Consider the following 23,130-nt stretch of genomic DNA (forward strand, 5'->3'; position numbering starts at 1 on the left):
GTCAAAACGTTTATTTTAATTAGTTGCTGATCCATCCACCATCTACAGGCAACTCAACACCTGTAATGAATTTGGATTCATCAGATGCCAAAAACAGGTAGGCGTAAGCAATATCCATAGATTCACCAGCATGTGGAGGTAGTGGAGCAAGATTTTTGTAATTCTCCCCCATTTCCACCTGGGATTTGATGCCTGCTTTCTCCACCATACCCGTAAACACAGCACCCGGGTGTACGGAGTTCACACGAATGTTATCTTTGGCGAACCATTGTGCACCGTGTTTTGTCAATGAACGTACAGATCCCTTGGAAGCACTATAAGCCGCGCCCTGAGCATCCGCGATTCCACCAATGATTGCTGCAATGGAAGAGGTATTAACGATGGAACCTTGTCCATTCTTCTGCATATAAGGAATGACTGCCTTCATGCCGAGCCATACACCTGTTCCATTAATAGACATAACCTTGTCCCAATCCTCTAGCTCAGCTTCCAAAATGCCTTTGGCCATATGAATTCCGGCGTTGTTGACCAGAATATCTATTTTGCCGTATTTCGATACGGTTTCTTCCACAACAGTGTTCCAGGACTCTGGGCTGGACACATCCAGCTTTAACGCGATAGCTTCCCCGCCATCGGCTACGATCTGTTTAACCTGTTCCTCCAAAGCTTCGACTGCCACATCGGTAGCCACTACCTTGGCTCCTTCTTTTGCAAATAATTGAATACCTGCCAATCCCATTCCACTTGCGGCACCGGTTATAATTGCAACTTTTCCAGTTAATCTGCCCATTTCATATCATCCTTTCCTATTACGATGAATGCCTCATTCTGACACCCAACCTGTTAACACCTTTAGTATACGGATGAAATGAAAGCTCTTTCAATCAGCAAATAAACAGCCGTTTGTGGGATAACCGATAGTCTGAACCTCCTAATGTCTGTTATGTCAAAGTTAATCCACAAATCTAAACCCATCTGTTGTTTTCACTCTCATACTGTATTCCATCTCAACGTGCGATAATCTGTTCTGCCATTTCCTCGGCTTGCAGCACCGCAGACAACGGGTCGGAGAGGAAATATCTATTCCAGTCAAGGCTAATTATCCGGCAGTGATCTGTCTCGATGGACTTCTGCCATGGTTTGCCTGAAGCTTGATCAAGCTCATGTCTTGGACTATTATCCAACACCAACAGGTAGTCCTCCAGATACCCACCTACCGCACTCCGCGCAATATCCAGATATTCCAGGCCCGGCTCCAATAGTTCCTGGCGAACCTTGCCTGCTGGCTTCAAGTTCAGTAACCCGTAGGCTGCCTTACCTCCACGAGTTCCCGTATTTCCCACAAGGGTAATATGTTCTCCCCAGTTCGGATCAATGACGGTAAATGTCTTCTCTGCGGAGATCTTGCCCGTGATGGTTTGCTGCAAAGTATGTACTCTCCGCCCGTACTCCTTAATCCATGTCTCGGCTTCTGTCTGGCGATTCAGAATACGTCCCATCTCTCGAATCTCCTCGGCGACAGAGCCGTAACCAGTCCCTCCATAGACCACCGTAGGTGCAATTCTGGCATAGGAAGCGTAGGCAGCAGGATTCCAGGTGATGATCAAATCCGGTTCCAGTTCAAGCACTTTTTCGAGCGAGATAAAATTATGATTGCCGATATCCTGTATTTGGTCATAGATATAAGGCTCCAGCATTTGGTTGCTTTCAATGAGTGAATGTGGCGCTCCAAGAGGCGTCACTCCCAATGCCAGCACTTCTCCCAAATTCCAGTCCACGACAACACGGCTAGGCTTGGTCGGTATCGTAATCTCGCCCATGCTTGTGGCAAGTATTCGAGTTCTGGCTCTGGGTACCGCGGGCGCTGGGGGTTTCCTCACTTGAACTCCTTGTAGATCTATAATCTTCTGTTTTGGCTGGGTCTGATCAAGTTCAAGTATGGGTACCGCTCGTTCGCTCCATTCCGGATAGTGACTTTTCAGAAGGGTGTTTGGTTGGAATGTATTCGGGGCTATATCTGGAATACTGCTCTCTAGACGTTTTCTGTAAAACTCCGGAGAAACACCATAATGTTTCTTGAAATAACGACTTAGCGTATAGCCGTTCTCATAGCCTACTCTCTCCGCGATTTCCTGTAAGGTCCCTTTTGTGCTCACCAGTAGTTTCATCGCCTGTTCCATCCGAATCTGTGACAGCACACGACTGGGACTCGTATTTAATTGAAGCTGAAACAATTGGTTCAGATACCTTGGACTACAATTCAACAGATCAGCTACCTGTTCCATCTTGAGTGGTTCCGCATAGTGACGTTTCAGATAAAGCACTGCCTGATCTACTCGATCCAGCTTCGTACGGTTCTTCCTCTGCTCCTGCATTTGTTTCAGCATCTCGGCGAGCCATTGGTAGAACAACGCCTTGGTTTGAATCCGGCCTGCTGACTGTAGTTCATTCCACTGTCTGTATATCAACTGCATGATTTCAATTAATGGCAATGGATACGTTGGTTCAAAACCAAAACTGACTTGCAAAGACTCCGCCCCAGTATATGTTTGGGATCTTTCAGCAATTGGCTTCTCTGACTCTGTTGACGAATACGACAACACATGTATTTCCATCGGCTTCTTAGCCAGGCAATCCAGGCGCGTTCCTTTGGAGGCGTGCAGAATATATGTCCCTTTGATGTGATGCATTGCCTGACCGAGCCAAATCTTTCCCTTGCCATTCGTAATTAATAAAAAAGCATTCGAGGGAAGTGTCCACGTATTAGGATCTTCACTGATTTTCACGGTAATGATTCGAATATCCAGTAATCGGATCGTTATATGCTCCCATAATGCCCCGTATTCTTCTATGTTCATCGTCATGGACCTTTCTTTGTATTTCCTCGTTACTACATCCAAAGCTTCGCCTCATCATATATGATAATCATTCTCAATTCAACCTGTACATCTGTTCTGAAATGGTTATGCTTCCGCTTCCGAATTGGTTATTGTGCAATCGTCAGATTGCCTCTAGAGTTATATTAAATGAAAATCATTATCAATTAGAAAGAGGGTTCGTCATGTTGTTTAAGAAAGCTTGGTATCGTATCGCCCTGCCTGTTTTGCTGATCATGGCCGTATTCATTAGTGGTTGTACCCAGAAAGAGACGGTGGAACCTGGGGCGACAGAAACAGGAAACACCGCACCCCAAACAAGAACACTCTCCACGATGATGGGAGACGTTACAGTCCCCCTTAACCCGGAGCGGGTTGTCGTTGACTGGAATATAGGACATGTTCTGGCTGTCGGCGTAACACCCGTTGGTGTGCCGAGCAGCCTGCTGGATTATGGAGTGTTCCTGCGTGATAAACTTGTGGATAGCGCGGATTTGGGTAACCACAGTGAGGTTTCACTTGAGAAAATGGTAGAGCTGGAACCGGACCTGATTATCACATGGGACCAGGAGAAATTTCAGACCTATTCCAAAATCGCTCCGACTGTCGTATTCGTACCCGATCAGTATGATTCCATGGAAGCCGAAGTGACAGCCATGGGCGAGATTCTGAACCGCAAAGCAGAAGCCATAACTTGGAACGAATCGTTTAAACAACGGATTGCAGCTGCTCAGGCCAAAATTAAAGGTGTAATTCCAGACGGTGCCACCTTCACCGTTGCCGATTTTAACTTTTTGAAGAACCCAGCCATTATCGGCAACAGCGCCAATCGTGGTGGAAGAGCAGCCTATGAACTGCTTGGACTAACTCCGGCACCCAAGGTAAAATCAGATCTTCTGGACCAAGGCAAAGAAAATCTGGAAGCTAGCGCGGAGGTCTTTGGAGAGTATGTAGGTGATTACCTGCTGATGATGGTTACAGAAGGCACGAAAGATCACTCCCTGTTGCCTAACGTCTGGGACAATCTGCCTGCGGTGCAGAACGACCATATCTACAAACTGGATATTCATAAATATTTCACAGCTGATCCCTACACCTCCATTCTACAAGCCGAAGAGATCGCAGATCGACTCGCAAGTGGACAGACTGAACTGAATTAGAACAAGTTTTAAATCTAGTGAAATAATGAAAGCCAGCAAACCTGAACGTGTCCGTAGAAGGCAAACACACTGAATCCTGAATGTATGAGAACGTGCCCTTCAAGTGCGAGCAAGCGATTGAGACGTCGTAAAAGCAGCTTTTCTCCCTTACTATGAAAAGCTACACTTCGGACGGGATTCAGGGCAGGATTCAGGATCGTCCTCTAGGCTCGCCGCCGGTTGGATCAAAGTATGAAGCAAGCACTAACGAATCTGAGGCGTCTTATTCAAGGGTTTGAAGCGCATACAGAAATCTAAGGAACCTGAGACACTCTATATCAGATTAAAAGGCCGTTTTCAGTGTTTTTACTAGGGAGTTTTCATTGATAACGTGTCTGGTGTTCCTTAGAATTTAAAAAGAGGACCTGAAGGCCAAATAAGATGTCCTGAGTTCCTTAGAAAATCATCTATCCATTCGCCATTATTGGTAGTCTGGGATTCAAGACTTTTTATCCAGCTCAAAAAAAGATTACACAAACAGCGCCCACCAGAATGATTCAGGTGGCGCTGTTTTATTTGGTTTGAACATATCACTTTAACAAACAAGGCTACGCCGAAGCCCGACGCAATTTCGAGGAAATCTCGACGTTGTTCGGGCTTCTTCAGATTGCCTTCCATCCGTGCAAACCTATTTACGTATTGGAGAGCGCTTTGTTTTTCTCATAGAACCGGGCATTGTGAGAGGATACACCCGCCATGTCGGAAGCAGCAGGTTCCAGATACGTCTTGGCACTGTTGACTGCGAGCACCGCATCGTTAAAAGCACCTGCAATCAGCCTGACTTTGCTTCCATAAGTGATGAAATCACCTGCTCCAAATATGCCTGGAATGTTGGTACGCATGCGCTGATCAACGGATACGCCGTAATCTTCCCGCGCCAGTCCCCATTGCACAAGGTTACCAAAATCACGATCATACCCATGGCTTACGACAACTTCATCCACTTCAACATGTTTGATCTCACCAGTTTCTACATGAGCCAACTCGACACGATCGACTTTATCACCTGTACCGTATAAGCGAGAGATAGTATATGGTGTCATGACTTTGGATTGAGCTTTCATCTGAGCAACTGGCGACTCGTGTCCGGTAAATTCATGACGTCTGTGTGCCACCGTGACTTCACTTGCGATTTTGCCCATTTCATTCGCCCAGTCGACTGCGGAATCGCCGCCACCCGAGATCAGAACACGCTTCCCGGCAAATCGGGACAGATCGGTTATCGTATAGTGCAGATTGGTCAGCTCATACCGATTGGCACCTTCGATATCCAGCTTTTGCACCTGAGTCATGCCTCTGCCCGCACATAACAGGATGGTACGTGTGTAATGACGCTCCCCTGTTTTGGAAATGAGTATAAATACACCATCCTCACGTCGTTCAAGCTCAGCAATTTCCTGCCCAAACACAATCGTTGGATCGAACGTTCTCGCCTGTCTCTCCAGCGATTCAATCAGCTTCTCACAGCGAATCGGATCAATCCCGCCCACATCCCAGATCAGCTTCTCCGGGTACGTACGCATGAATCCACCCAGTTCCTGCTTGGCTTCGATGATTTTGGTACGCATGGCTCTCATGCCACTATAAAAGGAGGCGTACATGCCAGCAGGTCCACCACCAACGATGGTAATATCGTAGATATCCAAGTGTGTCTCCGTTGTCATTTAAGGCACCAACTTTTCAACAACATAGTCCATCAATTTTACAGAGCCAATCGGACCCACACCCGATACGAATTGGCTTGTCTTCAACGGGAAGACATGATCATTTTTCACAGCCTCCAGATTCGACCACACCTGGCTTGCTTTCAGATCTTCCATGGATTTCTTCGTGTCATAACCCACGAGGGTTCTGTCTTCCAGGAAAATATAATCCGGATTCATCTCAGGTAAGAATTCCAGGGAGAACTGGCTAAACCAATCTGTAGAATCTTTGATCGCTTCAGGACTATTCAGACCCAGGATATCATAGAAGAAAACACTGCTACTTCCTCCTTTGGGACCCATGAAACGGTAACGATTGTGCTCTACCCGGAGAACCAATACGGTCTTGTCTCCCAGGGCTGCCGCAATTTTCTCTTTCGCTTGTGAGGCTTTCTCATCAAATTCAGCCAGTACTTTGGCAGATTCTTCGGTCTTGTCAAATATGGCAGCCAGCTTTGGCATAGCACGTTTCATTTCACTGTTGGCATCCAGTGCCACTGTAGGAGCGATTTTGGACAATTCATCATATACGCCCTGTTCCATACCTTCGCCAGCTGCAAGGATCATATCCGGTGACAACGCAAGCAACTGCTCATAATTATATTGATATTGCTCGACTTCAATGATCTGGACTCCATGTTCTTTCAAATAATCAGGGCGGTATTCCGCTTCAACCTCCGGAGTTAACAAAACGATTTGGGGTGTAACACCCATTTCAATCAGATACTCGGCATAGATCGAATCAAACACAACCAGGTTTTGAGGATGAGTTGGAATCGTTACTTCTCCAAACTGATCCTTCACCACCTTAGTCCCACTTTCAGTCGCTGTTTCTTTTGCAGTACTCGCTACTCCTTCAGTTGGAGCACCTGCTGTTCCAGCTGCTGCATTCTCTTCCTTGGTTCCACCGGAACATGCCGCCAGCATTACACTAATCACCAACAGGATGATGCCCAACCCTTTAAATCTTCGTGACATGATATACTTCGCCCCTTATGTATATTGATAATGATAATTATTATCAAATAGTATCAAATAAGAAGTATTGCTTCCATAGTATATCGTGCGTATTCAGTTGGATTATTGTGCTCTCTCATGAAAAGGTTCCGAAAGATGGCGAACGATCTGATTGAGAATCAGAGTGTGTCCCGTAATTCCGTGACCGTCTACCCACAGGTGAGTATCTACGTAAAATACCCGATTATTTTTCACAGCCTTCAGCTCGTTCCATTGCGGGCTCTCCCATAGTTTCCTCATATTCTCTTCAGCACTGAAGTGCTGCATGATCCGCTTCTCCACAAAAAGATAATCTGGATTGGCTTGCGTCAGCAGGTCAAGCGAACAAGGATTAAACCAGGCTGTACCTGAATCGAGTGCGTGCGGCAGTGTTAATCCAAGCTGTTCATATAACAAGTGTGATACCCCGTGTGAATGCCCACCCAGATATCGATAACCAAACGCTTCTACCCTCAGCAACATGACTGTGGATGCGGATTGGATGATGGGTTGCAACTGTCGCTTAGCTACACTGACTTCATGTTTCATCTGCTGATGCAGTCTATAAGCCTCATCTTCTTTAAGAAACCAGGCTGCTAATTGATCGAGTATTGGTTCTACATCTTGATGAAGTCCGGTAAGAATCGGTGCAATTGTGCGCAGCTCCCTCTTGACCTCTTCCGTCAATACGTTTCCAATCAACATCTCCGGTTGAACTTGTCGAACAAGTTCTATCTCCACCTCATACTGTGTCACCTCCAGCATCTTCACTCCATGAGCGGTAAATTGTTCACGGTGATGTGGAGACAACAGGATCGAAGTTACCACTACGGCATGGGGAATGACACCCAGATGAATCATAATTTCTGCACAGATTGGAGAAAGTGATACGATCTTGCGCTGCGTCATCGTCTGCCTATATATCTTTGGTGATACGCCAGTCAGCTGTTTGAATCGTCGGCTAAAATAATGAGCATCTTCAAATCCAGTCTTTTTGGCAATATCCTGAGAGGTTGCAGCGGTTAATAACAGTTCTTCCTGCGCCCGATAGATCCGGTAGTGGGCCAGATAATCCAGAGGTGGCTTACCATATCGCTCGCTAAATTTGCGTGAATAATGCCATGGACTAATACCAGCGATCTGAGCTAACTGTGTGCGTGTAATGACCTGATCATAATGCTGCTGCATATAGTCAATGGAGCGAAGTATACCGTGTTCTGGCTTCAACTCGTTATCCGGCTGTTTCCGATATAGATAACTTAACAATTCATATAACAAATGCTGATTCCCAACCCATCCTGCACTCTGATCCTGTGTATGCACTTCACTCCAATGCTGAATGATACTTGCCAAGCCTCCACCGGACAGTTGCACTTTCTGATACGCCTCTCCTGACGGTAAATGCCATTCGAACTTCTCAGCTTCCCGTCGATCATGCAGCACCGAATATGTATCGAACTGAACATGCCAGCCTGCCAGATCCAGGTTGCCACCTTCAATGACCTCCATTACGGAATTCTCTTCAAGCGCAATTAATTCTCCATAGGAGACGTGAACTCGGTGTCCATTTATATTCCAGATCGCTTTTCCATCAATGATAAATATCAAAGTGTGACTGAAAAAGTGATGCAGCTCGCCTTTTGTTATCCAAGCGTTGCTTAGTGTATTCGTTGACTTCCATTGAGCAATCCATTCCATGTTGTCAGACATAGGTTATCCTTTCAAAGGGATTAGTAATCCAGATTTATAGGTTTCACTATATCAAAATACATGACAACTCCATAACCAACAAGCTATGGCTTGAATAAAATGGTGGACTGCTACTGAGCATTTCATTCTTGTATTATTCAGATAAAACTCAAAAGAGCCCGTACCATCAGGTATAGGCTCTTTCTTACAACTTTAACACTACTTTTTCAAAAGTACGTTCTACGTATTACTCAATGCTGGCCTTCGGTGACCCCTGTCCCCGTTTCTGTCCTTTTCCTGCCATCCAATACGTCAGTCCACCTGAGACACCGAAAGCAATAACCACACCAATGCATGTGTGTAACAGATTCAGGCTACCCTCTTCGATGAAGAGAGGGAGGCTGACCAAGCTCGGATTCCCCACCATAGCAAATGCCTTGACAGATAACAGTCCTAAATACAATCCACCCGCAGCTCCACCCAGCAATGCAGCGTAGAAAGAGGATCTTTTTCTCATGTTGACCGCATACAATGCAGGCTCTACGACTCCCAGGAGTGCTGTTCCAGTAGCCCAGAAAGCAAGTCTTCTGGATGTTGGCTCTTTCGAGCGGATTCCGTTTGCGAGCGCGGCCCCCGCCTGTCCTACAATCGCCACTAACATGGCAGCAATCACCATAGAACCACCATTCATAACCATCTCATTAATGATAATGGCAATCAGCCAGTAGTGTAATCCTATAATTAACATCAACGAGAAAACTGCTCCCAGTAACATCACCGACACCACTGGAGCATTAGCTACTAGTGAATCCAATGCTTCCGGCAGATATTCATCAATCCAAGTCCCAACTGGACCAAGTATCATCAATACTAGCGGAACAAGAATCAGTAACGTCAGGAATGGGGCAACCACCCCTTTGGAGAATTTTGGACTCCATCGTTCAACAACTCTCTCCAGGTAGGCCGCTGCACAGATCGTTAGAATGACCCAGAAGGCCGTAGAGTAAAAAGCAGGCTGGGACACCAGTGGCAAACCCAGGAAATGCACCTCTTTTTCCCCCGACATCAGCATAGTCATCTCTGGATAAAACATGAGTCCGCCAATCGATGCAGCAACATAGATGTTGCTCTTCAACCGATACGCAGTGCTGATTGCTACCAATACGGGCAGTACATAAAATACACTGTCTCCAATGATTCTGAAGATCGTAAAGGTCTGGCTGTCCATCAATGCTGAAGAGTCCGCAGAACTGTACGTATCCATTAACGCAATAATGGCAACTATAATTTTAATAACAGCAGCTCCGAGAATTGCAGGCATCAAGGGCCTGAACACATCGGATACAAAATGTAAGATCGAGAATCTGTTCTTCTTCGTGTGTCCCGCTTCCTGCAACGCTGTCTCTGTTGAATCCCAAGCATCCATACCCAGTAACGTATTGTAGATAAGTGAAGATTCATCTCTTATTGCCAGATGACACTGCTCACCTGTTACCCGAATATTTGCCATAACATCTGCGGAGGCAAGTGCCGACATGTTCAATTGTGTACTGTCCTTCAGTACTAGCGTCGTTGTGCCCTTATCGTGTTCTACGAGCTTGATGTTCTCCTTGCCACCTGCGAGTTTCAACCAATCTTCAATCTGTGTGTCATGCATTATGTACGATCTCCTCATATTACGGTAAACCCGTGTTTTGTGATGTGTTATGATCTAATCTGCCTCTATCTATATACACATTTCCATGAAAAAACTTCAATAGGATAAAAAAACTATTTTCCCTTACATTGCATGTTCATTTATACAAGGTATATGGACCTATGACATTCTTTACGTAGCAAAAAAGCCTACTCTTATGTAGGCTCTTATCCATCTTTACTTATGAGTCATACTCTTCATACTCACAACCGACATTCACAGTCATCAGATGGCGTTGCACGTAAATATACACCCTTCATTCTATGACAGTGCCAACATCGCGTTCATATCTTCTTCTGCTGTTGTAATTAACTTCAGACCAAACATATCCACGAGTACATCCAAGACACCTTCCGATATGAACTCAGGCGGTTTTGGTCCAATTCGAATGTCCTGAATGCCAAGGCTGAACAGGCCGAGCAGGATCGCAACTGCTTTTTGCTCAAACCAGGACAGGACAATGCTGACAGGCAACTCGTTCACGGTACAGCCAAAAGCATCCGCCAAAGCCATGGCAATTTTCACCGTAGAACCGGAATTATTGCATTGACCCAGGTCGATATAACGCGGTATGCCCGTATCTCCAACCGTACCATAATCCACATCGTTGAAGCGGAACTTGCCACAGGAGGTTGTCAGAATTACAGTATCATTCGGCAAGGATGTTGCGAGTTCACGATAATAGTTACCGCCTTTGCCTGGTGCATCACAGCCTGCGATAACGAAGAAACGACGGATATGGCCGTCTTTCACCGCTTGAATAATCTCGGGCGCAAGCCCAATCACGGTCTCATGATGGTATCCTGTTGTTAAGACTTGCTCCGATTGTACATTAGCCGCAGGTAGTGACAATGCACGTTCAATCAGAGGTGAGAAGTCATCCTCTGTAATCTTGGCAACCCCCTCCAGACCCGCCACTTCGTACGAGAAAAAGCGGTCTGCATACGTGCCTTTGATCGGCATGACACAGTTAGTCGTTGCAAGAATAGCACCCGGGAATTGTTCGAAGAGTCTTCTTTGATCATACCAGGCTTTGCCAATATTGCCCTTGAGATGGGCATATTTCTTCAGCGCCGGATAACCGTGCGCAGGCAACATTTCCGAGTGGGTATAGATGTTTATTCCTTTCCCTTCAGTTTGACGAAGCAACTCCTCCAATGCATACAGATTATGTCCCGTCACCACGATGCACTGTCCTTCGATCTGATTCTGGCTAACCGTAATTGGTTGTGGTACACCAAAGCGGTCCGTGTGCGCACGATCCAGCACATCCATAATGCGGATTGCTGCATTACCTACCTTCATCGCCATCTCCAGATGTTCCTGTACATTAAAATTCGAGTTCGTTAATGTCATATATAATGCCTCATGTGTAATCCGATCCACCTCAGGATCATGATATCCCAACTGGCGTGCATGTGTCGCATAAGCAGCGATGCCTTTTAACGCAAAAATCATCGTATCCTGCAAACTTGCGATTGTTTCGTTTTTACCGCATACCCCTACCACGGTGCACCCGCCACTCGGCGTCTGTTCGCACTGATAACAAAACATATGGGTTCCCCTCCAAACTTAGATTAAACGCGGTTCGTTATGTAATAGCGTAACAGACCCTGATATGAGCTAGTGTGATGGTGCACACAGTTTCTAATCCAATATCTATATATGGTTCTCCAGACTATCATCCAAACTGACTGGAAATAATAACATTCGAAAAAAGGCATATCTCGGATCATTATGAAAAATACTGTGTACAGCTAAAAACGTATAAATCCATAATCTTAAAAAAATACGGAAATGAAACGATTCTAGAATTTGCCCGTAAGGGTAATACACAGAGAAATCTAATATTCAAGGAGCTGGTCAATTGCAACATTACAGACACAGTGCGGAGGAAACCCTTCAGGATGTGCAGAGTTCCTCCAAGGGACTCACGACATCCGAAGCTGCCAAGAGACTTGAAACGGAAGGATATAACGAGTTAAAAGGGAAAGATGCAACACCAGTCTGGAAACTGTTCCTCGAAAATTTTAAAGATCCGATGGTCATTGTGCTGCTAATTGCAGCCGCGGTACAGGTTGTCCTTGGACACCTGATTGAATCGTTGATCATATTCCTGGTTATTTTACTCAACGCGGTAATCAGCGTAGTTCAGACCAAAAAAGCCGAGAGCTCGCTCGACGCGCTGAAACAAATGTCTGCTCCTGAAGCCAAGGTCATTCGTGACGGGCAGAAAAAGACCATTCCAGCGAGGGAACTTGTTCCCGGTGATATTGTTATGCTGGATGCAGGTGATTATGTCCCGGCAGACGGGCGTATCCTGGAATCAGGAAGTTTGAAAATCAACGAAGGCATGCTGACCGGAGAATCCGAAGCTGCGGAGAAACACGCTGATACCATCCCGGATGAAGCTCCAATCGGAGATCGTCGCAATATGGCCTTCAGTGGCTCACTCGTCGTATATGGACGGGGCATGCTTGTCATTACAGGTACGGCTCTCAAAACCGAAATTGGCAAAATTGCCGAACTGATTGAAAATGCCGAAGCCAAGAACACCCCATTACAGCGCAAGTTGGAATCATTCAGCAAAAAACTGGGCTTTTTCATCCTGGGCTTGTCGATTCTCATCTTTGGCATTGAAGCCGGTCGTGTATGGTTGACCGAAGGTACGGAGAATATCGGACCATCCATCGTAAATGCACTGATGTTTGCCGTAGCAGTTGCGGTTGCTGCCATTCCTGAGGCGCTCTCCTCGATTGTGACTATCGTATTGTCACTCGGAACAAATAAGATGGCCAAACAACATGCGATCATTCGCAGACTGCCTGCCGTGGAGGCGCTCGGTTCTGCCAGTATCATCTGTACAGATAAAACAGGAACACTAACCCAGAATAAGATGACTGTCGTCGATTATTATATTCCTCATGGCACCAAGGACGAATTTCCCGATGATCCCGATCAGTGGTCGGAAGAGGAACGACGTTTGTTACATATTGCAGTGCTCTGCAATGACTCAAATATTAACCAGGAAGGCAAGGAACTGGGTGATCCAACCGAAGTGGCCCTGATTGCCTTCAGCAACCGGGTGAACAAGGATTATAATGAAATCCGTGACCAGTTCCCGCGTGAAGCCGAGCTTCCTTTTGACTCGGATCGAAAGCTCATGAGTACGGTGCATACCTTCGAGGGACAGACGGCTTTGCTGACCAAAGGTGGACCGGATGTGCTGTTCAGTCGCTGTAGTCATGTATTTATCAACGGTGAGGTTCAGCCCCTCACACCCGAGATTCGCACACAGTTTGAAGAAAAAAATGAGGCCTTCTCCAAACGAGCCTTCCGTGTGCTGGCCTATGCGTACAAAAAATTTGATGATAAAAACCAGGTCACCATTGATGACGAGCATGATCTGACACTTGTGGGTCTCACAGCGATGATTGACCCACCGCGTGAAGCGGTATACGGCTCTATTGAAGAGTCCAAAAAAGCGGGCATTCGCACCATCATGATCACTGGTGACCACAAAACGACGGCTCAGGCCATCGGTGTGGATATCGGCCTTGCCGAACCGGATGATCTTGCCATTACCGGCGCTGAACTGGACAAAATGTCCGATGAAGAGCTGGATCAACAACTTGAACACATCTCAGTATACGCCAGAGTATCACCTGAGAATAAAATCCGGATTGTGCGTGCATGGCAACGTAAAGGCAAGGTTGCAGCGATGACCGGAGATGGGGTCAATGACGCACCAGCGCTGAAACAAGCTGACATCGGCGTAGCAATGGGCAGCGGAACAGATGTTGCCAAAGATGCGGCTGCCATGATTCTGACGGATGATAACTTTGTCTCCATCGTGAATGCGGTCAGTGTTGGGCGGATGGTATTTGATAATATCAAAAAAGCCATCGCATACCTGTTCGCCGGTAACCTCGGTGCCATTATCGCCATTTTGTTTGCCTTGATCGTCGGCTGGGTTAATCCATTTACGGCCCTACAGCTGCTGTTCATCAATCTGGTGAACGACTCCCTGCCTGCCATTGCTTTGGGTACAGAGAAACCCGAGCCGGATGTCATGCGACGCAAACCGCGTGATATTAACGAGGGGATCTTCGCAGGCGGAACCCTGCAAGCTGTAATTACACGTGGTGTCCTGATTGGTGCGGCTGTTATTGTGTCCCAATATATCGGACTTGGCATCTCGGAGGAAATCAGTGTGGCTATGGCCTTCACAACCTTGATTCTGGCACGCAGCCTGCAAACTTTTGCAGCACGTTCCAATACACAAACCATCTTCCAGGTGGGCTTCATGACCAATAAATTCGTGCTTGGCTCCATTCTGGTATGTCTCTGTCTCTATGCAATCACACTGATTCCAGGTGTTCGCAGTGTCTTCGCCATCCCGGATACATTCGGTTGGAATGAGTTCCTGATTGCAGGCGGACTTGCTCTTGCTGCCGTCATTCTGATGGATGTCATCAAGTGGATTCGCAATCGCGGCAAACAAGTTACTGCGGCTTAAGATCTGCAGTTATAACATGCACAAACAGGCGCCCGTTATCGGAGCGCCTGTTTCTGTATCTAATTATCCCTGTTTGATGCCAAAAGCGATCCATCGTCCATCAATATCCTCGATCACAAACTCCTTGTTATTATAGTCTGTATGATTGAGGGTACTTACGATGTTCACATCGGCGTTGATCAATTCCTGTTGAAGCTCTTCCTGGTTCTTGGTAATAAAATATGCATCATATCCATACCCATATAATTTTCTGTTGGGAATGACTTTCTGACCATTGCTTTGGGTTAAAATAATCTCGGTAAGATCACGATACAGGCAGATATGAGGTTCCGCGGCATCAAGATATTCGACCACCCGAAAGCCCATCTTTTCTTCATAAAACTGCGCGGTTCGCTTCATATCCAGAGTCGGAAATACGCTGTGGGACATTAATAATAAGTGAGTCATACTGTAGTCTCCTTCAAAATCTCTTCAAAACATGATTATGTAGTCCAACCATCATCTTACCCAATTTCAGGGAACTAGTCTATAAATTCCGACTCTACATCACTTAATTTTACTTATACTGCGCAATATACAGTATGACATTATTGCCATATAATAAAATAGAGCGTAAAATGATATATTGCTTTTCATCACATTTTCATCAAAGCTCCATCCGAATTCACATTCATAGATAAGACAGGAATGGTACCGTGAAAGATAAAATTGTCATGCCACTCTGGACATGTTGCCTGTTCATCGTTGTGATGAATACCACCATGTTCAATGTTTCTTTGCCAGTCATTATTCATGATCTACAGATTACCTCGGACCTGGGGTCTTGGGTCATCTCAAGTTATTCCATTGGTTACGCCCTGTCGACGGTGATTTACAGTCGATTGTCAGACCGTATCCCGGTACGCAAACTGTTAACGGTTGGGCTTCTGATCCTGGGGTTATCTTCATTGCTGGGGTTGTTCGCGCATAACTTTGCGATCCTGTTACTGACACGTATTCTGCAATCTGCGGGTGCAGGAGTTATGGCCGGGCTGGGTCTCGTCATTGCAAGTCGTTACATCCCGGTGGAACGACGCGGAGCTGCCATCGCGCTGATCTCATCAGGTAGCGCTATGGCTTTTGGACTTGGCCCCATTGTCGGTGGACTCATTAGCGAGTACTGGGGCTGGAACGGACTTTTTGCCATAACCGTGCTTGTCCTGCTCGCTCTGCCTGTATTGCTCTATTTTCTCCCCCGTGAATCCGTCAAAACAGATCAGCCGTTCGATGTTATTGGTGCCATATTAACCGTCATTAATGCCATTACACTTCTGGTCGCGATCACCCAGCAATCCTGGTTATGGTTTGCCGTGGGCGTTATCTCGCTTATTGCACACCTCCTGTATATTCGGAAAGCGAATCTGCCGTTTGTGAATCCACAAGTGTTCCAAACGCCAGGATACACCCGGTTAATCCTTATCGGATTCTGCGTGCTGGTGGTGAATCTGGGCAATCTGTTTTTGATGCCGCTTGTGCTCGCTGATTTATATGGACGCTCTTCGCTCGCCATTGGTTTGCTGATTGCTCCCGGAGCTATTGTTGCAGCATTTTGCACCCGCTTCGTCGGACGGTGGATCGACCGTTATGGCAATATGCGATTTATGATCATCGGACACATTCTGCTCGCAGCTGTACTTGCCCTATTCATGCTCGGACTTGATCAGTCTGCGTTGATCATTACCAGTGGTTATCTCTTTTTCTCACCGGCACTGTCAGCCTCCATGGCTTCACTGAATAATGAAGCGTCACGAGTGCTTCCCAAAGCCCAGATTGGTTCAGGTATGGGGATGTTACAATTGATCCAATTCTTCGGTGGTTCGGTGTCTGTAGCCGTGTGTGGGCTGCTGCTACACAGCATTCCGGGAGTCTCGGTCGAGGAAGCTTATCATGTAGTGTATGCTTGTCTGTTGATCATCTGTGTTGTTTCACTCGGGCTGACCATCTGGCATAGCAGAGCTTCACGCTCAGGCATTAAACCTGTTACATTGGACAATTGATAATTGAGGTTTAAAGTTCAGAACAAAAAGGCCCGCGCCAAGCGCGAGCCTTTTTGAGTTCGGAACAGAAATGCCGTTTTTTTAAAAGTAGATCACTCAATGAACTTGAACTTACAGGTTACTTTCCTGAATTCATCCTACAGCAGCATGCCAACTATTTACCGTCCAGTGCGAACTTCCAGGCCTCCATTATGCTAATTGGGGCTTTACTGCTGCTCTCGCCGTCACCTTCCTGCGTCCAAAGTGGTGGGTAATACGCGAATACTTGACCTGTCTGTAGCTGAGACATATCCTCTTGCCAGCCTTTCCAGCGAAAGGTCTGATAGAACTGCTCCAGATCGCCATTCGCCAGCCAGTTGATGAAACCTGAATATGCCAGTTCTGTCGATTCCCATTCGAGTGTATCCGGTGCAAAATAATAAATGTGTCCCGTGCGGCCATACTTGCCTGTATCCAGTCCGAAGAAACCACCTGCCGCATCATATGCAACGACCATCATACCTTCCAGTACATCTGCCCAAGGTTGCTCACTCACACCATTCCAACTGGTGAGACTCCCAGATGTACTGTCACCACCCGCACCAAGCAGCGTGATCCAGCCATGGTCCAGTACAATACCTTCTGTCTCATAAGCAACAGCCCCCAAATAGGATTTGGTGCTTATTTGCAGACGATAGAGAGTATCCTCTCCAGCTTCCTGCTTTGCTGGAACATACACATATGTATTTTGCCCGCTGTCCAGGAGTTCCTTGAGTTCTTCCCATGCGTGATTCTCCCGATCTACTAATTCAGCTATCGTTAATGTATTCATGAGCAGTCTCCTCGCTGATTTTATTAGAGCATATCATGGCTTATTAACCCGTTCAAATCTGCTATAATCTATCTTCAAAGCTAATTTCAAGGGGGAAACGATTTGATTCGCGTAGTTATACTTATGATTCCAATTCTGATGGTGCTCGTATCCGGTTGTCAGAATCATACATCTGCCATGAAGGAACCCGTTTCTGTTCAAAAGTCTGATCCCCAGGTCATCCATTACATATCACCCCAAGGAAATGACTCGAATAAAGGAACCATTCAATCTCCTTGGAAAACGTTGCAGCACGCAGCCGACCATGCTTCGCCAGGAAGCACGATCTATTTGCGTGAAGGTGTCTATCATCAGAAAGTCAAAATCACCAAGAGCGGTAAATCTTCCGCTAATCCAACCCTATTTTCAAGTTATCCTCAGGAGCAGGTTATCATTGATGGTAAAGATCTATCCGTTCGGGGGATTGAAGGGTTGATTGAAATTGAAAATGCCAGTTATATCACGATTCAGAATCTCGAAATTCGTAACTTCACGACCACACTAGGGGGCCAAGTTCCAACCGGGATCTATGTCCACGGAGCAGGTGAGGATATTCAGCTGTTAGGCAATACCATACACTCGATTGCTAGTTATGCACCTCCTGAAGGTCCCGATTTGCGGGGCAGGGATGCCCACGGTATTGCCATATATGGCACAGAGCACCCCCAAGCATTACGCGATATCATTATCAAGGATAATGAATTGTATGATCTTACACTTGGTTCAAGCGAATCACTCGCAGTCAACGGTAATGTTGATACCTTTGCCATACAGGACAATATCATCCATGATTCCGACAATATTGGTATTGATCTGATCGGGTACGAGGGTACGTCTGAGGATGATACATACGATCAGGCTCGGAACGGCATTGTACGAGGCAACGAAGTATACGATATTACGTCCAATAACAACCCCTCCTACGGTAAAGACCTGCCCAATGATACCAACTCGGCCGGCGGCATCTATGTAGATGGCGGGAAAGATCATATCATCGACCAGAACCGGGTATATCGGAGCGATATCGGAATTGAGATTGCCTCGGAACATGCCGGACGTTCGACCAGCAACATTACTGTGCGTGATAACCTGATTTATTCCAACAGATTGACGGGTATTGCCATGGGAGGTTATGACGAGGAACGAGGAGCTACCGAGGATAGCAAGATTATGTACAATACACTTGTGGGAAATGATACCCTGAATGCAGGCAATGGACAGTTATTCATGCAGTCACGGACGAAGAACAATACGTTCATGCGTAACATTCTCGTATCGGGCAGCTCGGAAGTACTGATATACAACGAATACACTAGCAATACCGGCAATGTGTTTGACCATAATGTCTATTACTCACCAGGTGAGCAGCAAGATGCCCTGTGGGTTTGGAAAAATAAAGCCTACTCCGGCATCGCCGCCTACATCAAGGGATCTGGGAATGATGCACACTCCATATATGTGAACCCGGCATTTATGGATGAACTGAGCGAAGATTTTCGTCCTCAGGCCAACTCTCCGGCTAAGGCGTATGGTTACCTTGCTCCGCGATAAAGTTAATCTGATGTTACTCAAGTGGAATTAGCCCTGCCTATTTTCACGCAAATCAAAGGAGCCTGTGCTATGTGGGATCATTTCCCTCATACTGCACAGGCTCCTTTTTGCTTTTTTTTTGATGTAATCCAACCTTTAACTTCTTACCATCTGGGCTGCATGTGTCACCCGGTTTCGTCCTCCGGTTTTGGAGGCATACAGGGCGTTGTCCGCTCTTTGGAACAAGGACTGTTCTGTATCTTCCTCTACCACAGTGGCCGCACCGATACTCACAGTAATGTTATATTCACCCCAGTCGGCTGAAGCAACCTGTGACCGATATCGTTCTGCGATACCAATCGCCTGCTCCTCTTCACAATCTGGAAGAATGATCACAAATTCCTCCCCGCCGTAACGTGCAACCACATCCGTACTTCGCGATACCGATTGCAGCAGCCCTGCCAGATTGCCGAGCACCAGATCTCCGATCGGATGTCCGTACGTATCATTAATGCTTTTGAAATGATCAATGTCCACAACCAGAAGGGAGAAATAACGTTGTTTTTCACGGAACATCATTAAGCTTTCAAGCATTTTTTCCTGGAAAAACCTGCGGTTCTTCAATCCTGTCAACAAGTCGGTGGAGGCCAGTGTCTCCAACTGATCATTCACTTTAATTAACGCCTGCTCTTTAATTTTATATTCCTCATGCAGTCGTTCAAGCTCCTTGTTCGCTTCTTGCGTCGCTTGATACAGCTCCTGTAGCTTCGTTTTGGTATGCAAAATATCCTTCTCATGTTCGATTCGCTTACGCATGACAACAACGACACAATCCACAACGCTTTCCCCGTTACGGGTCTGACGAACACCGTTAAGCAGCACGGGAACAGCCTGCTGATCACGGGTACGGAACGTGAAGTACATCTCGTCCACATGTCCATATAACTGGATGTAGGGATAGAAATACGTATGGAAAAACACCTTGTTGCTCACCGACATGGTCGATTCAATATGTTGCCCTATCAGCTCATCACGTTCATAGCCAAGCATCGTAAGAAAAGTTTGATTAATCGACTGTACGACGCCCGAATCAGAGATAGAGAAGTATCCACAGGGAGCCAGATCTAATTGTATATCCATGGAATAACTGCCTTTCTTCCGCGTTTTATGCGCTCGTTAAATAATCCTTAATCATTCGGATGGTTTCTTCCGGTTGACTTAGATGCGGATAGTGTCCCTTGGCCGTCATCTGTTGCAACCTGCTATTCTTCAGATGAGCGTGTAGATAATCCCCTACTTCTACCGGGGCAATGCTGTCATCGGAGCACTGAAGAATCAATGTGGGCACAGTTGCCTGCTCCAGATCAATTCGACAGTCTGACAAAAACGTCACCTCGGCAAATTGTCTCGCAATATGCGGATCTCTGGAGCAGAAGCTTTTCTCCAACTCTTCCGTCAGCTCTTTCCGTTCCGGATTATTCATCACAATGGGTGCCAGATAACTCGCCCATCCAATAAAATTCATCTGCATCATCTCAAGCAATTCATCGATATCATTTCGATCAAAACCTCCATAATAATTCGGCAGATCATTCACGTAACGTGGGGAGGGTCCCAACATAACGATTTGTTTGAAATATATAGGGTTCTGAATCGATGCCAGCATACCAATCATACTGCTAACTGAATGCCCGACAAATATGGTGTCCTTTAGCTCAAGCGCTTCCATAATTTCCAGCACATCCTGAGCGTATCCTTGAAGATTGTTATATTTGACAGCATCATAATAGTTAATTTGAGATTCACCAGATCCAACATAATCAAACAACACCACACGGTAATTCTCCATAAAACCTGGAACAATGTAACGCCACATATCCTGATCACATCCAAAACCATGAGCAAATACAATCGTTTGGCTACCCGAGCCAAGTACCTTAACATTATTTCTTACAAGTACATCAACCGTCATTGCATATCACCTCTCCGAGGTAGTATTCACTTGAATCATTTTATCTGATTATTATATCGGAAAATGTTGGGATATGGATTAAAAATGTTTAATTACTTCTCTCATCCACAAAAAATCGTGCCTCCATGCTCTAAATGCGCGCTTTACAATCTGACTATCGTCAGGTAAAATCAGTTCAACATGTCGCGCGACAGAGATTAACATTACGGAGGAAAACCATGAGTACTTCAACACATAGCTCTACACCTCAGCAACTCTGGGGAAGATCATTCCTATTTATCATGTTAGCCAACGCATTATTGTTTATGGCATTTGAAATGTTGCTTCCCACCTTGCCCTTGTTTGTCTCAAGCCTGGGTGGCGAAGCCTCCCAAATTGGGCTTGTTACCGGCGTATTTATGTTTTCTGCCATCTTGATTCGACCCTTCACTTCTGTTTTGGCAGCTCGAATAGATAAAAAATATCTATTGATTATTGGCATCACTATCTGTGCATTAATGACAGGCGCATACTACCTGTCGTCAGGTATTTGGATGATTCTTGTATTTCGAGTAATCCACGGATTCGGATTTGGTTTGGCAACAACATATTTTGCAACGATTGCCACTGAAAACATACCAAGAGATCGCCGGGGAGAAGGCATGGGGTATTTCGGCGTAGGGGAGACGGTCGCCATATCCATCGGTCCATTGATTGGAACAAGCCTGTTGTTTAGGTACGACTACCAGAGCCTGTTTATGGGAGGTATGTGTATTTTGCTGTTAGCTCTCCTGATGACAGTGTTTGTATCCAGAAAGCCGAAAACAGAAGTTCGTAGCGAGCCCATGCAAACCCATGTCCCTTCGGTGAAACTGATTGAAAAGAAGGTACTCTTCCCTTCCCTTCTCATTATGCTCGTTGGTATTGCAGCGGGTTCAATCATGTCCTTTGTGGCTTTATTCGCCGCCGAAAGAGGGTTCGAGAATATAGCCTGGTTTTTCTTCATCGTCGCCATCGCCAGCTTCGCCGTCCGACTGTTCTCGGGGAAAATGTTTGATCGATGGGGACCAGGTTCCGTGTTGTTACCTTCTGCCGTGTTTGCAATCGCGGGGCTACTGGTTCTGATTATCGCCCAAAGTGATGTGCAATTCCTGATCGCCGGCGCATTATACGGCTTTGGTTTTGGTGCCATATTCCCGGCGATTCAGACCTGGTGTGTGAATCTTGTAGAAGAACATGAGCATGAAAATGCGATGGCTTCCTTCTTTAATTTTTTTGACCTCGGGATTGGTGGTGGCTCGTTGATTCTAGGCGTGGTGGCTTCTGCATTTTCCTATACGGTGGTGTATGCTATCTCTATAGGCATTTTTGTGGTATATATCTTGTTATATTTGGTATACTCCCAAAAACAGCAGAGGTATACAGCTCGCCAACTGGAGGTAGACATTGAGTAAAAAAAGAATCAAGGAAATTGCCATTCAACATTTTAATCGTCTGGGTTACGAGGGGACCAAGATGGCGCAGATTGCCGAAGAGGCAGGCATTCGCAAACAATCCCTGGCTTATCACTATTCATCCAAAAAAGCGTTATTGCTGGAGTTATATGAGGAAGTTGTGCAGGAGGAACAGCAGTTTGTACGCCAATTTTTCAGCGCGTCTGTTAGCCAAACTCTGGATCAGCAACTATATGCCTTTTTACATGAACACAAAAATCGTTTCCTGACAAATCCAAACGTCGCTTTTATGTATATCCTGTCCTTTATCACACCGCTGGAAGTGCATGATTTTGTGCTGGCCCAATATCGAACGTACCTCGGGACACTGAAGGAAGAGCTGGCAGCCGTATTTACCAGACATTCCGATATATGCCTGAGTCCGGAAGAAGCCACCGTAGCCTTTGTCACCGTGATGGATGGATTGGATGTACAGCTCGTGTATGAGACACGGCAATCCTATGAACAAGCTTTAGCGATTACCTGGAATGTCTTCTGGTCAGGCATCCAGCGTTAACGGATCAATTAAGATGAGACTACACAAATAAGAGGGGCGTCCCACCAGCCATGTTGATGACTTTTGGGCCCCCCC

The 23,130-nt window shown here is 46.1% G+C and carries 17 protein-coding genes; 6 read left to right on the plus strand and 11 right to left on the minus strand.

The window, feature by feature from the left end:
- Positions 1 to 19 precede the first annotated feature (19 nt).
- Together V6669_RS22275 and V6669_RS22280 are read right to left on the minus strand one after the other, a co-directional pair.
- Complete coding sequence (locus V6669_RS22275) at positions 20 to 790, minus strand: glucose 1-dehydrogenase (protein ID WP_338588111.1); 771 nt, start codon at positions 788 to 790, stop codon at positions 20 to 22.
- A gap of 217 nt (positions 791 to 1,007) precedes the next feature.
- Positions 1,008 to 2,858 (minus strand): AraC family transcriptional regulator, encoded by a 1,851-nt coding sequence (locus tag V6669_RS22280; protein WP_338588112.1) that lies wholly within the window; start codon positions 2,856 to 2,858, stop codon positions 1,008 to 1,010.
- A gap of 203 nt (positions 2,859 to 3,061) precedes the next feature.
- On the opposite strand from V6669_RS22280, the gene V6669_RS22285 reads away from it, so the two are divergent.
- Positions 3,062 to 4,036 carry an ABC transporter substrate-binding protein gene (locus V6669_RS22285; RefSeq protein ID WP_338588114.1) on the plus strand — a complete coding sequence of 325 codons (975 nt, stop codon included), beginning with the start codon at positions 3,062 to 3,064 and terminating at the stop codon, positions 4,034 to 4,036.
- A 671-nt stretch (positions 4,037 to 4,707) separates the two neighbouring features.
- Here V6669_RS22285 and V6669_RS22290 read toward each other — a convergent pair.
- The 5 genes from V6669_RS22290 to hcp form a co-directional block, all read right to left on the minus strand.
- Complete coding sequence (locus tag V6669_RS22290) at positions 4,708 to 5,739, minus strand: NAD(P)/FAD-dependent oxidoreductase (protein WP_338588115.1); 1,032 nt, start codon at positions 5,737 to 5,739, stop codon at positions 4,708 to 4,710.
- Positions 5,740 to 6,756 (minus strand): ABC transporter substrate-binding protein, encoded by a 1,017-nt coding sequence (locus tag V6669_RS22295; RefSeq protein ID WP_338588116.1) that lies wholly within the window; start codon positions 6,754 to 6,756, stop codon positions 5,740 to 5,742.
- 102 nt (positions 6,757 to 6,858) lie between these two features.
- Complete coding sequence (locus tag V6669_RS22300; protein ID WP_338588117.1) at positions 6,859 to 8,484, minus strand: helix-turn-helix domain-containing protein; 1,626 nt, start codon at positions 8,482 to 8,484, stop codon at positions 6,859 to 6,861.
- Positions 8,485 to 8,710: 226 nt separating this feature from the next.
- On the minus strand, positions 8,711 to 10,120 hold the full coding sequence (locus V6669_RS22305; protein WP_338588118.1) for a PTS transporter subunit EIIC: 1,410 nt from the start codon (positions 10,118 to 10,120) through the stop codon (positions 8,711 to 8,713).
- A 300-nt stretch (positions 10,121 to 10,420) separates the two neighbouring features.
- The gene (gene hcp / locus V6669_RS22310; RefSeq protein WP_076332902.1) at positions 10,421 to 11,713 is read right to left on the minus strand and encodes a hydroxylamine reductase; all 1,293 of its coding nucleotides are present in this window, start codon (positions 11,711 to 11,713) and stop codon (positions 10,421 to 10,423) included.
- 313 nt (positions 11,714 to 12,026) lie between these two features.
- Here hcp and V6669_RS22315 point away from each other — a divergent pair, with 313 nt between their 5' ends.
- The gene (locus V6669_RS22315) at positions 12,027 to 14,678 is read left to right on the plus strand and encodes a cation-translocating P-type ATPase (protein WP_338588119.1); all 2,652 of its coding nucleotides are present in this window, start codon (positions 12,027 to 12,029) and stop codon (positions 14,676 to 14,678) included.
- Between the two features lie 63 nt (positions 14,679 to 14,741).
- On the opposite strand, the gene V6669_RS22320 is transcribed toward V6669_RS22315, so the two are convergent.
- Positions 14,742 to 15,125 carry a VOC family protein gene (locus V6669_RS22320; protein ID WP_338588120.1) on the minus strand — a complete coding sequence of 128 codons (384 nt, stop codon included), beginning with the start codon at positions 15,123 to 15,125 and terminating at the stop codon, positions 14,742 to 14,744.
- Positions 15,126 to 15,373: 248 nt separating this feature from the next.
- Here V6669_RS22320 and V6669_RS22325 point away from each other — a divergent pair, with 248 nt between their 5' ends.
- Positions 15,374 to 16,714 carry an MFS transporter gene (locus V6669_RS22325; RefSeq protein ID WP_338588121.1) on the plus strand — a complete coding sequence of 447 codons (1,341 nt, stop codon included), beginning with the start codon at positions 15,374 to 15,376 and terminating at the stop codon, positions 16,712 to 16,714.
- A gap of 154 nt (positions 16,715 to 16,868) precedes the next feature.
- On the opposite strand, the gene V6669_RS22330 is transcribed toward V6669_RS22325, so the two are convergent.
- Positions 16,869 to 17,525, minus strand: coding sequence for a DUF2625 domain-containing protein (locus V6669_RS22330; protein ID WP_338588122.1), 657 nt, complete (start codon positions 17,523 to 17,525; stop codon positions 16,869 to 16,871).
- 102 nt (positions 17,526 to 17,627) lie between these two features.
- Between V6669_RS22330 and V6669_RS22335 the strand changes: the two genes are divergently transcribed.
- Entirely contained in the window at positions 17,628 to 19,115 is a 1,488-nt protein-coding gene (locus tag V6669_RS22335; protein ID WP_338588123.1) for a DUF5123 domain-containing protein, read from the plus strand.
- A gap of 135 nt (positions 19,116 to 19,250) precedes the next feature.
- Here the strand turns inward: V6669_RS22335 and V6669_RS22340 are convergent, their stop codons facing one another.
- Positions 19,251 to 20,234: a sensor domain-containing diguanylate cyclase gene (locus V6669_RS22340; protein ID WP_338588124.1), complete on the minus strand. Its 984-nt coding sequence runs from the start codon at positions 20,232 to 20,234 to the stop codon at positions 19,251 to 19,253.
- A 25-nt stretch (positions 20,235 to 20,259) separates the two neighbouring features.
- The gene (locus V6669_RS22345) at positions 20,260 to 21,066 is read right to left on the minus strand and encodes an alpha/beta hydrolase (protein WP_338588125.1); all 807 of its coding nucleotides are present in this window, start codon (positions 21,064 to 21,066) and stop codon (positions 20,260 to 20,262) included.
- A gap of 218 nt (positions 21,067 to 21,284) precedes the next feature.
- Between V6669_RS22345 and V6669_RS22350 the strand changes: the two genes are divergently transcribed.
- Positions 21,285 to 22,499: an MFS transporter gene (locus V6669_RS22350; protein WP_338588126.1), complete on the plus strand. Its 1,215-nt coding sequence runs from the start codon at positions 21,285 to 21,287 to the stop codon at positions 22,497 to 22,499.
- A complete protein-coding gene (locus tag V6669_RS22355; RefSeq protein WP_338588127.1) occupies positions 22,492 to 23,055 on the plus strand; it encodes a TetR/AcrR family transcriptional regulator in 564 nt (187 codons plus the stop codon). The genes V6669_RS22350 and V6669_RS22355 overlap by 8 nt, the downstream gene beginning before the upstream one ends.
- The last annotated feature ends 75 nt before the right edge of the window (positions 23,056 to 23,130 follow it).

Origin of the sequence: Paenibacillus sp. Y5S-9 (assembly GCF_036894235.1) — a bacterium.
In the GTDB taxonomy this organism is placed as follows: Bacteria; Bacillota; Bacilli; order Paenibacillales; family Paenibacillaceae; genus Paenibacillus.